A 14,578-nucleotide genomic window follows, 5' to 3' on the forward strand; every position below is an offset into this window, starting at 1 on the left:
CAAGAATAGCCGCCAAATGAAAAAGGCGCCCGAAGGCGCCTTTTTCCAACTGACAGAGCGTCGCTCAGTCAATTAATGGTGGTGACCACCTTCGCCGTGCACGTGGCCGTGGGCCACTTCTTCCTGGGAAGCGTCACGGATAGCGACGATCTTCACCTGGAAGTTCAGGCGCTGGCCAGCCAGCGGGTGGTTGCCGTCGACGGTCACGTCGTCGCCGTCCAGGTCACGGATGGTGACGATTTGCATCTGGCCGTCCGGAGCGGAAGCGTGGAACTGCATGCCCACTTCCAGCTCGTCGACACCTTCGAACATGCTGCGGCTCAGGGTGCTGACCAGTTCGGCAGCGTATTCGCCGTAGGCATCTTCAGGTTCTACGGCAACGGTCAGTTCGTCACCGACCTCTTTGCCTTCCAGGGCCTTTTCCAGGCCCGGGATGATGTTACCTGCACCTTGCAGGTAGACCAGCGGCGCGCCGCCGGCAGAACTGTCGATGACCTCACCAGCGTCGTTGGTCAGGGTATAGTCAATGGAGACAGCCTTATTGGCGGCGATCGGCATGGGGCGAGACCTTTTGCAGAAGAATGAAGAACGGACAAGTCTAAACAAGGATTTGCCCGAAAGCGAACACAACCCGGACGGACGGGGTCGAACAACTGACCCGACGGTCGTCGGATTTCACCAGGACGAAGACCGGCACTGGGTCGTCGAGCTTTCCTGCGGCCACACCCAGCACCTGCGCCACCAGCCACCCTGGCAATCCCGGGCCTGGGTCACGGACCCGGCGCAACGCCTTGAAAAAATAGACAAGCCCTTTACGTGCGGCTGGTGTGCGCAAGGCTCAGATAAAGATAACCTTGGCACCTGATTCCCGGTAGGCAGCCAGCCATAGGCCGCCACCGAAGCCATGCACCTCCAGAGAATTCGCATGCAGACTTTTTTTATCGCGCCCACCGATTTTGGTGTGGGTCTGACCTCCATCAGCCTTGGGCTGGTGCGCACCCTTGAACGGGCCGGGCTGAAAGTCGGCTTCTTCAAACCGATTGCCCAGCCGCACCCCGGCGACACCGGCCCCGAGCGCTCCACCGAGCTGGTGGCCCGCACCCACGGCCTGAAACCGCCCCAGCCTCTGGGCCTGGCCCATGTCGAACGGATGCTCGGCGACGGCCAGCTCGACGAGCTGCTGGAAGAAATCATCACCCTTTACCAGCAAGCCGCCGTGGGCAAGGACGTGCTGATCGTCGAAGGCATGGTGCCGACCCGCAGTGCCAGCTATGCGGCCCGGGTCAACCTGCACCTGGCCAAGAGCCTGGACGCCGAGGTGATCCTGGTCTCGGCTCCGGAAAACGAAGTGCTGACCGAACTCTCCGGCCGCGTGGAATTGCAGGCCCAGCTGTTCGGCGGCCCGAAAGATCCAAAAGTGCTGGGTGTGATCCTCAACAAGGTGCGCACCGACGAAAGCATGGAAGCCTTCTCGGCGCGGCTCAAAGAGCATTCGCCTTTGTTGCGCAGCGGCGATTTCCGCCTGTTGGGCTGCATCCCCTACCAGCCGGAACTCAACGCCCCGCGCACCCGCGACGTGGCCGACCTGATGGGCGCGCAGATCCTCAACGCCGGCGATTATGAAACCCGGCGCATGACCAAGATCATCATCTGCGCGCGCACCATGCGCAACACCGTGGAGCTGCTCAAGCCCGGCGTGCTGGTAGTGACCCCCGGCGACCGCGACGACATCATCCTCGCCGTCAGCCTGGCCGCCATCAACGGCGTGCCGCTGGCGGGCCTGTTGCTGACCAGCGACACCCTACCCGACCCACGGATCATGGACCTGTGCCGTGGCGCGTTCCAGGCCGGGCTGCCGGTGTTGTCGGTGAGCACCGGCTCGTATGACACGGCCAACCAGCTCAACAGCCTGAACAAGGAAATCCCGATTGATGACCGCGAACGTGCGGAGATCATCACCGACTTCGTCGCCAGCCACCTCGACGCCCGCTGGCTGCACCAACGCTGCGGCACGCCGCGGGAGATGCGCCTGTCGCCGGCGGTGTTCCGTTATCAACTGATCCAGCGCGCCCAGGCGGCCAACAAGCGCATCGTGTTGCCCGAAGGCAGCGAGCCGCTGACCGTGCAGGCCGCCGCCATCTGCCAGGCACGCGGGATCGCCCGTTGCGTACTGCTGGCCAAGCCAGCGGACGTGGAAGCGGTGGCCCGCGCCCATGGCATCGAGCTGCCCGAAGGCCTGGAGATTCTCGACCCCGACCTGATTCGCCAGCGCTACGTGGAGCCGATGGTGGCCCTGCGCAAAACCAAAAGCCTCAACGCGCCGATGGCCGAGCAGCAACTGGAAGACACCGTGGTGATCGCCACCATGATGCTCGCTCTGGATGAAGTGGACGGCCTGGTCTCCGGCGTCATCCACTCCACTGCCAATACCATTCGCCCGGCCTTGCAACTGATCAAGACCGCGCCGGGCTGCACCCTGGTCTCGTCGGTGTTTTTCATGCTGTTCCCCGAGCAAGTGCTGGTATACGGCGACTGCGTGATGAACCCGCACCCCAGCGCGGCGGAGCTGGCGGAAATCGCCCTGCAAAGCGCCGACTCGGCCGCCGCATTCGGTATCACGCCACGGGTGGCGATGATCAGTTACTCCAGCGGTGATTCGGCCACGGGCGAGGAGGTCGAGAAGGTCCGCGAAGCTACCCTGCTCGCCCACGAAGCCCAAAGCTCGCTGCTGATCGACGGCCCGTTGCAGTACGACGCCGCCGCCAACGAAAGCGTGGCCCGGCAACTGGCGCCCAACAGCCTGGTGGCGGGCAAGGCCACGGTGTTCGTGTTCCCGGATCTCAACACCGGCAACACCACCCACAAGGCCGTGCAGCGCAGTGCCGATTGCGTGAGCCTGGGGCCGATGCTGCAAGGCCTGCGCAAACCGGTGAACGACCTGCCCCGCGGGGCGCAGGTGGACGACATCGTGTACACGATCGCATTGACCGCGATTCAAGCCGCCAACCGACCTATGGATGTCTAAATGCTGGATTTTCTACCTGCCGCCGTGCGCGGGGTGATCGCCTCGCTGTTGCTGGCGTTGAATACGATTTTGCTGTGCTCGTTCCTGTTTATCGTGGCGCTGTTCAAGGCGCTGCCGTTTGCCAAGCGCTTCAGCGAATGGCTGATGAACCAGACCCACGAGGCCTGGATCAGCAACAACAAGGCCTGGATGAACCTGGTGCGACGCACCCGCTGGCACCTGAAAGGCCTGGAAGGCCTGGACTATGAACACTCATATCTGGTGACCAGCAACCACCAGAGCTGGGTCGATATCATGGTGCTGCAATACGTGCTCAACCGGCGCATTCGCCCGCTGAAGTTCTTCCTCAAGCAAGAGTTGATCTGGGTCCCGGTGATTGGCTTGGCGTGGTGGACGCTGGGCTTCCCGTTCATGAAGCGCTACACCAAGGCGTACCTGGAAAAGCACCCGGAAAAGAAAGGCAAGGACCTGGAAACTACCCGCAAGACCTGCGCGAAGTTTCGCCACAACCCGGTGGGAATCTTCAACTTTGCCGAAGGCACGCGGTTTACCCCGGGCAAGCATGCACAGCAACAGTCACCGTTTCGCTACCTGCTCAAGCCCAAGGCCGGCGGCATTGCCTTTGTGCTGGATGCCATGGGTGAGCAGCTGAAGTCGCTGGTGAACGTGACCATTCACTATCCTGGTGGGCGCCCCGGTTATTGGGATTTGCTGTGCGGGAATGTGAAGGACGTTGTCGTGCAGTTTGAAGAGGTGCAGATTCCGGCCGAGTTTATCGGCAAGAATTATGAGCAGGATGGGGAGTATCGGTTGGCGTTCCAGGGCTGGATCAACCGGTTGTGGGAAGAGAAGGATGTGCTGCTCGCCAAATTGCACACAGATTATCCCGCCAGTCACTGATCAAAATGTGGGAGCGGGCTTGCTCGCGAATGCGGTATGCCAACCTATACATGTGGCGGCTGACACTCTGCTTTCGCGAGCAAGCCCGCTCCCACATTTGACCGAGTTGTTTCCAAGGCCCCATAAAAAAAGCCCGCCAACATGGCGGGCTTTTTTGTGCGCGGGACGCTTAGATCGCGCCGCGCTGGCGCAGCAGCTCCAGCACTTGCTTGACGCTGTCTTCCAGCGACAACGCCTGGGTGTCGATCACCAGGTCCGCATTCAACGGTACGTCATACGGGAACGACTCACCCGGGATGTTATCGCCGCCCGCCGCGTACAAACCTTGCGGGTCACGCTCGGCACACACCAGCGGCGAAGCCTGCACGTACACGGTCAGCAAACGATCACCGCCGATCAGCGCCTTGGCCTGTTCACGCCCTTCAGCATCCGGGGCAACAAACGCCGCCAACGTCAGCAAGCCGGCCTCGTTGAACTGACGCGCCACGTGCGCGGCACGACGCCAGTTCTCGGTACGCCCGGCACGGTCCTGCGGCAAGCCCTTGTTCAGGTCGTGGCGCAGGTTCTGGCCGTCCAGCACAAACACCGCACGGCCCATGTCGAACAGCTTGCGTTCAACCGCGTAGGCCAGGGTGCTTTTGCCGGCGCCCGACAAGCCGCTGAACAACACGGTCGCCGGTTGCTGGCCGAAGCGCTGGGCGCGTTCTTCGGTGGCCACGTGAGCCAGTTTGCCGTGCTGCGCCGCGCTGCCATGGGTCACCGGCGGCGCGATGATCATGCCCGCAGCCACGGTGCCGTTGGTCAAACGGTCGATGACGATGAACGAACCGGTGGTGCGGTTGCTCGCGTAACCGTCCAGGGCGATGACCGTGTCGAGGCTGACCTTGACCCGGCCAATCTCGTTCAACTGCAAGGCGCTCGCCGGGCCTTCTTCCAGGGTGTTCACATCCACGCGATGCACAATGCTGGTGATGGAACCCGGCACGTAGCTGGTGGCGCGCTTGATGTCGTATTTCTTGCCCGGCAGCATCGGTTCTTCAGCCATCCACACCAGCATGGCGTCGAAAGCATCGGTCACTTGCGGCACGTTGTCGGCATGCACCAGCAGGTCGCCACGGGAGATGTCGATTTCGTCTTCCATGGTCAGGGTCACGGCCTGGCCGGGACCTGCGTTTTCCAGTTCACCTTCAAAGGTGACGATGGATTTGACGCGGCTGCTCTTGCCCGACGGCAGCACCACGACTTCGTCGCCCTTGTGCACGATGCCGCTGGCCAGGGTGCCGGCAAAACCACGGAAGTTCAGGTTCGGACGGTTGACGTACTGCACCGGGAAACGCAGGTCGGTGTAGTTGCGGTCGTTGGCGATCTCGACGGTCTCGAGGATCTCCATCAGCGACTGGCCGGTGTACCAGGGCGAACGCTCGCTCTTGTTCACCACGTTGTCGCCCTTGAGCGCCGACATCGGCACGAAGGCCAGGGTGCTCGGCTTGAACGCGATACCGTCGGCAAACTTCAGGTAATCAGCCTTGATCGACTCGAATACGCTTTGGTCAAAGCCATTGATGTCCATCTTGTTGACGGCCACCACGATGTGCTTGATGCCCAGCAACGAGGCGATGAAGCTGTGGCGACGGGTCTGGGTCTGCACGCCGTAGCGGGCGTCGATCAGGATGATCGCCAGGTCACAGGTGGAGGCACCGGTGGCCATGTTGCGGGTGTACTGCTCATGGCCGGGGGTGTCGGCGATGATGAATTTGCGCTTGGCGGTGGAGAAGTAGCGGTAGGCAACGTCGATGGTGATGCCCTGCTCACGCTCGGCCTGCAGGCCGTCGACCAGCAACGCCAGGTCGATGTCGTCACCGGTGGTGCCGGATTTTTTCGAATCGCGGGTGATGGCTTCCAGGTGATCCTCGTAGATCATCTTGGAGTCGTGCAGCAGGCGCCCGATCAGGGTGCTCTTGCCGTCGTCGACGTTGCCACAGGTCAGGAAGCGCAACATTTCCTTGCGCTCGTGCTGGCCCAGGTAGGCGAGGATGTCCTCGCTGATCAAATCAGATTGATGCGACATGACAGCCCCTTAGAAATAGCCTTGACGTTTTTTATCTTCCATCGAGCCTGCACCATCGTGGTCGATGACACGGCCCTGGCGCTCGGAAGTTCGCGTCAGGAGCATTTCCTGAATGATGTCCGTCAGCGTCTCGGCTTCGGACTCCACCGCGCCCGTCAACGGGTAGCAGCCAAGGGTACGGAAACGTACTTTCTTTTTGACGATTCGGGCTTTGTCTTCGTCGGACAGGTGCTCGAGGATGCGGTCGTCGTCGATCATGATCAACGTGCCGTTCTTCTCGATCACTTCGCGTTCGGCGGCGAAGTACAGCGGGACGATCGGGATGCCTTCCAGGTAGATGTACTGCCAGATATCCAGCTCGGTCCAGTTGGACAGCGGGAACACACGGATCGACTCGCCTTTGTTGACGTTGCCGTTGTAGACGTTCCACAGCTCCGGGCGCTGGTTTTTCGGGTCCCAGCGGTGCTTGCTGTCGCGGAACGAGTACACGCGCTCTTTGGCACGGGATTTCTCTTCATCGCGACGGGCACCGCCGAATGCAGCGTCGAAACCATACTTGTCGAGCGCCTGTTTCAGGCCCTCGGTCTTCATGATGTCGGTGTGCTTGGCGCTGCCGTGGGTGAACGGGTTGATGCCCTGCGCCACCCCGTCCGGGTTGACGTGAGTGATCAACTCAAGACCAAGCTCTTCGACCATCTTGTCGCGGAACTTGTACATTTCCTGGAATTTCCAGCGGGTGTCGACGTGCATCACCGGAAACGGCAGCTTGCCCGGAAAAAAGGCCTTGCGTGCCAGGTGCAGCATCACGGCGGAGTCTTTACCGATCGAGTAGAGCATCACCGGGTTATCGAACTCGGCGGCGACCTCGCGGATGATGTGGATGCTTTCCGCCTCCAGCTGTTTCAGATGCGTCAGTTTGTCGACCATGGTTACTCACGGAAAAACGATCTTATGGACGGCCAGCGGGCCGTGTTCGAGCGGGGCATGCTAGCACAGCGCCTGATTCTATTGAGGGGGCTGGCTAGATCGAAACGGTATATCAATATACCGCTGGGTTTGGCCCGCAGAACGCGGTCAATGTGGGAGCTGGCTTGCCTGCGATGGTATCGCCTCGGTGTATCTGACAGACCGAGCTGTCTGCATCGCAGGCAAGCCAGCTCCCACATTTGATTGGTGGTGTTCGTTAGATCGGGTTTGGGCAATCGATGAAGAGGTGTTCGAGGGCGAAGCGCCGTGCGAGGTAATCGCCCAAGGCTTGCACGCCGTAACGCTCGGTGGCGTGGTGCCCGGCCGCGATAAAGCTGATGTCGTTTTCCCGGGCGCTGTGGAAGGTCTGCTCCGAGGCTTCGCCGCTCAGGTACAGGTCAACCCCGGCGAGCACCGCCTGGTCGATATAGCCCTGGCCGCCACCGGTGCACCAGCCCACGCGGCGGATCATCTCGCTGCCTTCGATCAGCAGGGGCTCGCGGCCCATGGCTTCCTGCACGCGGCGGGCAAAATCACGGGGCGACGCCGGCTCGGCCAGGGAGCCCACCAGGCCGACGACCTTGAGGTTGTCCGGGTCCAGCGGGCCTTCGACGGTGATGTCCAGTTGCCGGGCCAGTTGCACGTTGTTGCCGACCTCAGGGTGCAGGTCCAGCGGCAAGTGATAGGCCAGCAGGCTGATGTCGTGCTTGAGCAGGGTTTTCAGGCGGCGCTGCTTCATGCCGGTGATGCACGGGCTTTCGCCTTTCCAGAAATAACCGTGGTGCACCAGCACCAGGTCGGCCTGGGCTTCGACCGCCGCGTCCAGCAATGCCTGGCTGGCGGTCACGCCGCTGACGATGCGCAGCACTTGCGGTCGGCCCTCGACCTGCAGGCCGTTGGGGCAGTAATCGGCGATTTTGGCACTATTAAGGTAGCGGTCCGCTTCCTCGACTAAGGTGCTCAGGGCAACGGCCATAAAAGACTCCTAAATATCCCGTTCAGAGGCGCTCACGGCCTCGTATAATGCGCGACATTATGGGCGCTCTCCCGCCCCCTGCAACCTGTCAGGATTTTTCTTCATGCTCAAGGCACTGCGTTTTTTTGGATGGCCATTGTTGGCTGGCGTGCTGATCGCGATGCTGATTATTCAGCGTTATCCACAACTGGTCGGCCTGCCGACCCTTGATGTCAACCTGCAACAGGCACCGCAAACCAGCGCGGTGGTACAAGGCCCGGTGACTTACGCCGATGCAGTGGTGATCGCCGCCCCCGCCGTGGTCAACCTGTACACCACCAAGGTCATCAACAAACCGGCGCACCCGCTGTTTGAAGACCCACAGTTTCGTCGCTATTTCGGCGACAACTCGCCCAAGCAGCGGCGCATGGAATCCAGCCTCGGCTCCGGCGTGATCATGAGCCCGGAAGGCTACATCCTCACCAACAACCACGTGACCACCGGCGCCGACCAGATTGTGGTGGCCCTGCGTGATGGCCGGGAAACCCTGGCCCGCGTGGTCGGCAGCGACCCGGAAACCGACCTCGCGGTGCTGAAAATCGATTTGAAAGGCCTGCCCTCGATCACCATCGGGCGCTCCGAAGGGCTGCGCGTAGGTGACGTGGCACTGGCCATCGGCAACCCGTTCGGCGTCGGCCAGACCGTGACCATGGGCATCATCAGCGCCACCGGGCGTAACCAGTTGGGCCTCAACAGCTACGAAGACTTCATCCAGACCGACGCGGCGATCAACCCGGGCAACTCCGGCGGCGCGCTGGTGGATGCCAACGGCAACCTGACCGGCATCAACACCGCGATCTTCTCCAAGTCCGGCGGCTCCCAGGGCATCGGTTTCGCGATTCCGGTGAAGCTGGCCACTGAAGTGATGAAGTCGATCATCGAGCATGGCCAGGTGATTCGTGGCTGGCTGGGGATTGAAGTCCAGCCGCTGACCAAGGAACTGGCCGAGTCGTTTGGCCTGACCGGGCGCCCTGGCATCGTGGTCGCCGGGATCTTCCGCGACGGCCCGGCGCAGAAAGCCGGCCTGCAACTGGGGGATGTGATCCTCAGCATCGACGGCGAGCCGGCCGGAGATGGTCGCAAGTCGATGAACCAGGTGGCGCGGATCAAACCCACCGACAAGGTGGCGATCCAGGTGATGCGCAATGGCAAGGAAATCAAGCTGTCGGCGGAAATCGGCCTGCGTCCGCCGCCTGCACCGGTGAAAGAAGAGGAATAACGGCTTCGGGAGCCCGTTCGCGGGCTCCTGTTACCTAATATTTCGAAAGAAATTCATTCTCATTAGTCATGTTATATTGTTTCAATATCGCTATTGGAACGCTCTATCATGCCGTCTCGAAGATTTGCCCCGCTGGCGGGAATCGCCCTGGGTTTGCTGGTGGACCCGGCCTACGCCGAAGACACCGCCCCCGTTGAACTGGAAGCCACCCGCATCACCAGCGAGGCGTACGAATCAGCCACCGGCCCGGTCAAGGGCTATCGCGCTACCCGCTCCGCCAGCGCCACAAAAACCGACACCGCCTTGCGGGATATCCCACAGTCCATCAGCGTGATTCCCGCTTCGGTACTCAACGACCTGGGCAGCACCAACGTCGAGCGTGCCCTTGAGTTTGCCGGCGGCGTGTCCAAACAGAACAACTTCGGCGGCCTGACGCTCTACGAATACAGCGTTCGCGGCTTCACCACGTCAGAGTTTTACGTGGACGGTTTCAGCGCCAACCGCGGTTACCCGAGCACGCCGGACGCGGCGAATATCGAGCGCATCGAGGTGCTCAAAGGCCCCGCCGCCAGCCTGTATGGCCGTGGTGACCCAGGCGGCACGGTGAATATCGTCAGCAAAAAGCCGCAGCCCGAGGCCTTCACCACACTGCAGACCAGCGCCGGCAGTTGGGACCGCTACCGCACCGCGCTGGACGTGAACACGCCGCTGGACAGCGAGGGCAACGTGTTATCGCGGGTCAACCTGGCGGTGGAAGACAACCACAGCTTTCGCAACCACGTTGAGGCCAAACGGGTCTTCGTCGCGCCCTCCATCAGTTGGCAACTGGACCCGGACACCCGCCTGCTGGTGGAAAGTGAATTCGTGCGTCACCGCTCCACTTTCGACCGCGGCATCGTCGCGCCCAACAACCGCTGGAGCGGCGTCTCCCGCTCGACCTTTCTCGGCGAGCCCGACGACGGCGATATCCGCAACCACAACAACCGCCTGCAAGCCAGCCTCGAGCATCACCTCAACGATGCCTGGCAACTGCGCCTGGCCAGCCATTACAAACAAGGCAGCCTGTGGGGCAACGCCTCGGAAAACCGCGCGCTGGATGCCGATGGCCACACCCTCAGCCGCCGCTACCGCGAGCGCTCCACCGGTTGGCATGACAGCATCACCCAGCTCGAACTGCGCGGCCGGTTCGACATCGGCAGTTGGCAGCACGAATTGCTGATCGGCACCGAGTACGAGGACTACCGCAAGAAAGAACGGGTGACCGCCATCGCCGGCGGCGATTACGCCATCGACATCTATGACCCGGTCTATGGCCAGCCCAAACCGAACGGCAAGCGCTCCGGCACTGACTTTTTCGAACAGGTGAAAAGCCAGGCGCTGAACCTGCAGGACCAGATCATCTTCACCGACCGCCTGCGCGGGATGATCGGCGCGCGGTTCGAACACTTCGAGCAGCGCACCGACGACTTCAGCCGCAACCATGCCAAAAGCCGGCAGACCCACGACGCCCTGACCCAACGCGCCGGCTTGCTCTACCAACTGACGCCTGAAGTGGGCCTGTTCGCCAACGCCTCCACCTCGTTCAAACCCAACAATGGCCTGGACGCCGGCGGCAAATCCTTCAAGCCGGAAGAAGGCGTGGGGTATGAAATCGGGATCAAGAGCGAGCTGTTCGACGACCGCCTGAGCACCACCCTCGCCGCCTTCCATATCGAGAAAGAAAATGTCCTGGCCCTGGACCCGGCTACCGACACACAGCGCGCCATGGGCAAGGCCCGCAGCCAGGGTTTTGACCTGCAACTGACCGGCCAGGTGACTGACGCCTTACGGGTTATCGGCGCCTTTGCCTACATCGACGCCGAAGTGACCAAAGGCGACAAAGCCATCCCCACTGGCAGCCGGATTCTCGGCGTAGCCAAACGCAGCGCCAGCTTGCTCGGAGTGTATGAATTCCAGGACGGCTTGCTGCGCGGCTCCGACCTCGGCGCGGCCTTTACCTACGTCGGCGACCGCTCCGGTGAAGCCGGGGGCCGCTTTGAATTACCGGCCTACCACACCGTCGATTTACTGGCCCATTACAAGGCCAGCGACAACGTCACCGTGGGCCTGAACCTCAACAACCTGTTCGATGAAAAGTACTACGAGCGCTCCTACAGCAATTACTGGGTCAATCCCGGCGAGCCGCGCAACTTCACCGTCAGCCTGACCCTCAACCTGTAAAAGGACGTCACCATGCAAGCCTTCAAATCCCTGGCCGTGCTCGGCCTGCTGTTTGCCACCCAAGTCTCGGCCCACGGACTGTGGACCGAACAACGGCGCGGCAATATCGAAGTGATCTACGGCCACGGCGCCGAAGACAACGCGTTCAAGGCGCAGAAAATCAGCGGCGCCTGGGCTTATGACGCCAGCGGCAAAATGATCCCGGTGACCGTGGAACGTCTGCCCGACCATGCGCGCCTGAAGCCGCTCAAATCGCCGGCTGTACTGGCGGTCGCCCTGGATAACGGGATGTGGTCACAGACGCCTGACAAGAAGTGGATCAACGAGGGCCGCAGCAAGGTGCCGGGGGCGATTGAGTCGACCCAGACCTTCAAGTACAGCCTGGCGATCTACCAGCCGGGGGCGAAGTTGCCGAAGCTGGATCAGATCAAACTGCTGATCTTGCCGGAAGTTGATCCGCTGACGGTCGGCCCGGGTAAATCACTGCCGGTACGGGTGCTGCTGGATGGCAAGCCGGCGGCTGGGGTCAAGCTGATCGGAGACTATCGCAACGCACCGAACACCCTGAGCACCGAGACCGATAAAGACGGTCGCGCCCGGGTGCTGGTGAGAAATGAAGGATTGAATGTGATTGCGGCGCAGGTGGAAATCCCGCTCAAAGACAATGCTGATGTCGCGACTCGCGGACTGTTCAGTTCCCTGACTTTCCTGGGCGAGCCGCATCACGAGTAACCCCGCAAATTCAAAGTGGGCACAGTCAATGTGGGAGCGGGCTTGCTCGCGAAAGCGGTGTTTCAGTCGCTATCTTCATTAACTGACCCACCGTCTTCGCGAGCAAGCCCGCTCCCACATTTAGTCCTCACTCGGCTTGATTACAGTGCAACCGGCGCTCTTTCCAGTTCCCTGAGCTTTCAGGGCGAGCCGCATCACGAGTAACCCCGCAAATCCAGAGTGGGCACAGTCAATGTGGGAGCGGGCTTGCTCGCGAAAGCGGTGTTTCAGTCGCCATCTTCATTAACTGACCCACCGTCTTCGCGAGCAAGCCCGCTCCCACATTCAGTCCTCACTCGGCTTGATTACAGCGCGACCGGCGCTCTTTCACACAGGGTATTGAGCGCCGCCGCCCACTGCGGGTCATCGTTCAGGCACGGCACCAACACCAACTCCTCGCCCCCCGCCTCGCGGAATTGCTCCAGGCCGCGATCACCAATTTCCTCCAGTGTCTCGATGCAGTCCGCAACAAACGCCGGGCACATCACCAGCAGCTTCTTCACGCCCTGTTGAGCCAACGCTTCAAGGCGTGCCTCGGTGTACGGTTCGATCCACTTGGCCCGGCCCAGCCGCGACTGGAACGCCACCGACCATTTGCCATCCGGCAAGCCCAGGCGCTCGGCAAAATCCCGCGCAACGCTGAAACACTGCGCGCGATAGCACGTGGCAAGCACCTCGGGAGAGGCGTTCTGGCAGCAGTTGGCGTCCTTGAAGCAGTGTTGCCCCGTAGGGTCGAGCTTTTTCAGGTGGCGCTCGGGCAACCCATGAAAGCTCAGCAGGAGGTGATCGAAATCCTCTTCCACATAGGCTCTGGCGCTGTTGGCCAAGGCGTCCAGGTACTCCGGTTCATCGTAGAACGGCTGCAGAATCGAAAACTCGATCGCCAGCTTTTTGTGCCGCACCACGCGCCGGGCCTCTTCGATTACCGTGGTCACGGTGCTGTCGGCAAACTGCGGGTACAACGGCGCCAGGGTCACTTTCTTGATGCCTTGGGACGCCAGCCGGGTCAGTACGCTTTCAATCGACGGCTCGCCATAGCGCATGGCCAACTCCACCGGCCCCTGGGTCCACTGTGCAGTCATCTGTTGTTGCAAGCGACGGCTAAGAACGACCAGCGGCGAGCCTTCGTCCCACCAGATCGAGGCGTAGGCATGGGCCGATTGCTCCGGGCGCTTGATCAGGATCAGCGACACCAGCAAACGCCGAACCGGCCATGGCAGGTCAATGACGTAAGGGTCCATCAGGAACTGATTGAGGTAGCTGCGCACATCCGCCACCGAAGTGGACGCCGGTGAACCCAGGTTGACCAGTAACAACGCGTGATCCGTCATGCAACATCCTATCTCTAGAGGCGGCTGGACAAGTCGTCCAGGGCCGCATGCAACTCAGTGAACTGGAAAGTGAAACCGGCCGCCAACAGCCGCTGCGGCAAAGCCCGCTGGCCACCCAGCAACAAACCGGACAACTCGCCCAGGCCGATGCGCAAGGCAAACGCAGGCATGGGCATGAACGCCGGGCGGTGCAGCACCTTGCCCAGGGTCTTGGCGAACTCCAGGTTGCGTACCGGGTGTGGCGCGCAGGCATTATAAGGACCGCTGGCATCGGTCTTGTGCAGAAGAAAATCAATCAGGGCGATTTGATCCTTTATATGGACCCATGGCATCCACTGCCGACCATTGCCGATAGGCCCGCCCAGCGCCAGTTTGAACGGCAGCAACAGCCGCGACAAAAAGCCGCCCTCCGCCGCCAGCACCAGCCCGGTACGCACCAGCACCACGCGGATGCCCAATGCCTCGGCACGCTGGGCGGTTTCTTCCCAGGCAATGGATAACTGGCTGCCGAAATCGTCCTGCACCGGGCCGCTGTCTTCGGTCAGCTCGCGCTCACCGCCGTCGCCGTACCAGCCCACCGCGGAACCGGAGATCAACACCGCCGGTTTGTGTTCAAGGCCCTCAAGCCAGGCCAGCAGCGTTTCGGTGAGGCCGATACGGCTGCTCCACAACAGCGCCTTGCGTTTATGCGTCCAGGGCCGGTCGGCAATCGGCGCGCCGGCCAGATTGACCACCGCGTCCACCGCCTCGTTTATGTCTTGCAGGCGGGCGACGCCACTCACCTGGGCGCCGCACAATTTAGCCACTTGTTCGGGATGGCGGCTCCAGACCGTGAGGCGATGGCCCTGGGCAAGCCAGTATTGGCAAAGTTGAAGGCCGATCAAACCGGTACCGCCGGTCAGCAAAATGTGCATGAGTTGTTCCTCGTGTAACGTTCGCCGACCACCGTTAGTCTATTTTATAAACAGGGATGTTTTAATCGGGCGCAACGCTGGTTAAACCTTCAGGTTTAACCATAGGTCACGCCAAACGATCAGGTACGCCAAAACTTATACCAAAAAAC

General features: G+C 61.4%; 12 protein-coding genes. 6 read left to right on the plus strand and 6 right to left on the minus strand.

Annotation, left to right across the window (positions count from 1 at the left end):
- Positions 1–72: 72 nt before the first annotated feature.
- Positions 73–558, minus strand: a complete 486-nt coding sequence (locus HX815_RS28210) for a peptidylprolyl isomerase (RefSeq protein ID WP_003208457.1) — start codon at positions 556–558, stop codon at positions 73–75.
- On the opposite strand from HX815_RS28210, the gene HX815_RS28215 reads away from it, so the two are divergent.
- Genes HX815_RS28215 through HX815_RS28225 form a run of 3 tightly spaced genes read left to right on the plus strand, consistent with a single transcriptional unit; the run spans position 527 to position 3,925 of the window.
- A complete protein-coding gene (locus HX815_RS28215) occupies positions 527–865 on the plus strand; it encodes a DUF3565 domain-containing protein (protein ID WP_003208456.1) in 339 nt (112 codons plus the stop codon). The two genes, HX815_RS28210 and HX815_RS28215, sit on opposite strands and share 32 nt — an antisense overlap.
- 60 nt (positions 866–925) lie before the next feature.
- A complete protein-coding gene (pta, locus tag HX815_RS28220; protein WP_003208454.1) occupies positions 926–3,025 on the plus strand; it encodes a phosphate acetyltransferase in 2,100 nt (699 codons plus the stop codon).
- Positions 3,026–3,925, plus strand: coding sequence for an acyltransferase (locus tag HX815_RS28225; protein ID WP_003208452.1), 900 nt, complete (start codon positions 3,026–3,028; stop codon positions 3,923–3,925). It begins immediately after the preceding gene.
- Between the two features lie 169 nt (positions 3,926–4,094).
- Here HX815_RS28225 and cysN read toward each other — a convergent pair whose 3' ends face one another.
- The 3 genes from cysN to HX815_RS28240 form a co-directional block, all read right to left on the minus strand.
- Positions 4,095–5,993, minus strand: coding sequence for a sulfate adenylyltransferase subunit CysN (cysN, locus tag HX815_RS28230; protein WP_008432291.1), 1,899 nt, complete (start codon positions 5,991–5,993; stop codon positions 4,095–4,097).
- Positions 5,994–6,002: 9 nt separating this feature from the next.
- On the minus strand, positions 6,003–6,920 hold the full coding sequence (gene cysD, locus HX815_RS28235; RefSeq protein ID WP_003208447.1) for a sulfate adenylyltransferase subunit CysD: 918 nt from the start codon (positions 6,918–6,920) through the stop codon (positions 6,003–6,005).
- Between the two features lie 256 nt (positions 6,921–7,176).
- Positions 7,177–7,935, minus strand: coding sequence for a Nif3-like dinuclear metal center hexameric protein (locus HX815_RS28240; protein WP_003208444.1), 759 nt, complete (start codon positions 7,933–7,935; stop codon positions 7,177–7,179).
- A 103-nt stretch (positions 7,936–8,038) separates the two neighbouring features.
- Here HX815_RS28240 and algW point away from each other — a divergent pair, with 103 nt between their 5' ends.
- The 3 genes from algW to HX815_RS28255 all read left to right on the plus strand — a co-directional run bounded on the left by algW (position 8,039) and on the right by HX815_RS28255 (position 12,145).
- Positions 8,039–9,193, plus strand: coding sequence for a Do family serine endopeptidase AlgW (gene algW, locus HX815_RS28245; protein ID WP_003208442.1), 1,155 nt, complete (start codon positions 8,039–8,041; stop codon positions 9,191–9,193).
- A gap of 108 nt (positions 9,194–9,301) precedes the next feature.
- Positions 9,302–11,413: a TonB-dependent siderophore receptor gene (locus HX815_RS28250; protein WP_177029271.1), complete on the plus strand. Its 2,112-nt coding sequence runs from the start codon at positions 9,302–9,304 to the stop codon at positions 11,411–11,413.
- 12 nt (positions 11,414–11,425) lie between these two features.
- Complete coding sequence (locus HX815_RS28255) at positions 11,426–12,145, plus strand: DUF4198 domain-containing protein (RefSeq protein WP_177029272.1); 720 nt, start codon at positions 11,426–11,428, stop codon at positions 12,143–12,145.
- 344 nt (positions 12,146–12,489) lie between these two features.
- On the opposite strand, the gene hemH is transcribed toward HX815_RS28255, so the two are convergent.
- Both hemH and HX815_RS28265 read right to left on the minus strand, forming a co-directional pair.
- The gene (gene hemH / locus HX815_RS28260; protein ID WP_003208438.1) at positions 12,490–13,515 is read right to left on the minus strand and encodes a ferrochelatase; all 1,026 of its coding nucleotides are present in this window, start codon (positions 13,513–13,515) and stop codon (positions 12,490–12,492) included.
- Positions 13,516–13,529: 14 nt separating this feature from the next.
- Positions 13,530–14,429 (minus strand): TIGR01777 family oxidoreductase, encoded by a 900-nt coding sequence (locus HX815_RS28265; protein WP_177029273.1) that lies wholly within the window; start codon positions 14,427–14,429, stop codon positions 13,530–13,532.
- Positions 14,430–14,578 lie beyond the last annotated feature (149 nt).

It is taken from the genome of Pseudomonas sp. E6002 (genome assembly GCF_013385565.1).
Classification (GTDB): Bacteria; Pseudomonadota; Gammaproteobacteria; order Pseudomonadales; family Pseudomonadaceae; genus Aquipseudomonas.

What these genes read in the sequence shown, in the direction of transcription:
- HX815_RS28215 (WP_003208456.1), top strand. Translation starts at nt 527, where the DNA reads ATGGAGACAGCCTTATTGGCGGCGATCGGCATGGGGCGAGACCTTTTG.
- HX815_RS28210 (WP_003208457.1), bottom strand. Translation starts at nt 558, where the DNA reads ATGCCGATCGCCGCCAATAAGGCTGTCTCCATTGACTATACCCTGACC.
- pta (WP_003208454.1), top strand. Translation starts at nt 926, where the DNA reads ATGCAGACTTTTTTTATCGCGCCCACCGATTTTGGTGTGGGTCTGACC.
- HX815_RS28225 (WP_003208452.1), top strand. Translation starts at nt 3,026, where the DNA reads ATGCTGGATTTTCTACCTGCCGCCGTGCGCGGGGTGATCGCCTCGCTG.
- cysN (WP_008432291.1), bottom strand. Translation starts at nt 5,993, where the DNA reads ATGTCGCATCAATCTGATTTGATCAGCGAGGACATCCTCGCCTACCTG.
- cysD (WP_003208447.1), bottom strand. Translation starts at nt 6,920, where the DNA reads ATGGTCGACAAACTGACGCATCTGAAACAGCTGGAGGCGGAAAGCATC.
- HX815_RS28240 (WP_003208444.1), bottom strand. Translation starts at nt 7,935, where the DNA reads ATGGCCGTTGCCCTGAGCACCTTAGTCGAGGAAGCGGACCGCTACCTT.
- algW (WP_003208442.1), top strand. Translation starts at nt 8,039, where the DNA reads ATGCTCAAGGCACTGCGTTTTTTTGGATGGCCATTGTTGGCTGGCGTG.
- HX815_RS28250 (WP_177029271.1), top strand. Translation starts at nt 9,302, where the DNA reads ATGCCGTCTCGAAGATTTGCCCCGCTGGCGGGAATCGCCCTGGGTTTG.
- HX815_RS28255 (WP_177029272.1), top strand. Translation starts at nt 11,426, where the DNA reads ATGCAAGCCTTCAAATCCCTGGCCGTGCTCGGCCTGCTGTTTGCCACC.
- hemH (WP_003208438.1), bottom strand. Translation starts at nt 13,515, where the DNA reads ATGACGGATCACGCGTTGTTACTGGTCAACCTGGGTTCACCGGCGTCC.
- HX815_RS28265 (WP_177029273.1), bottom strand. Translation starts at nt 14,429, where the DNA reads ATGCACATTTTGCTGACCGGCGGTACCGGTTTGATCGGCCTTCAACTT.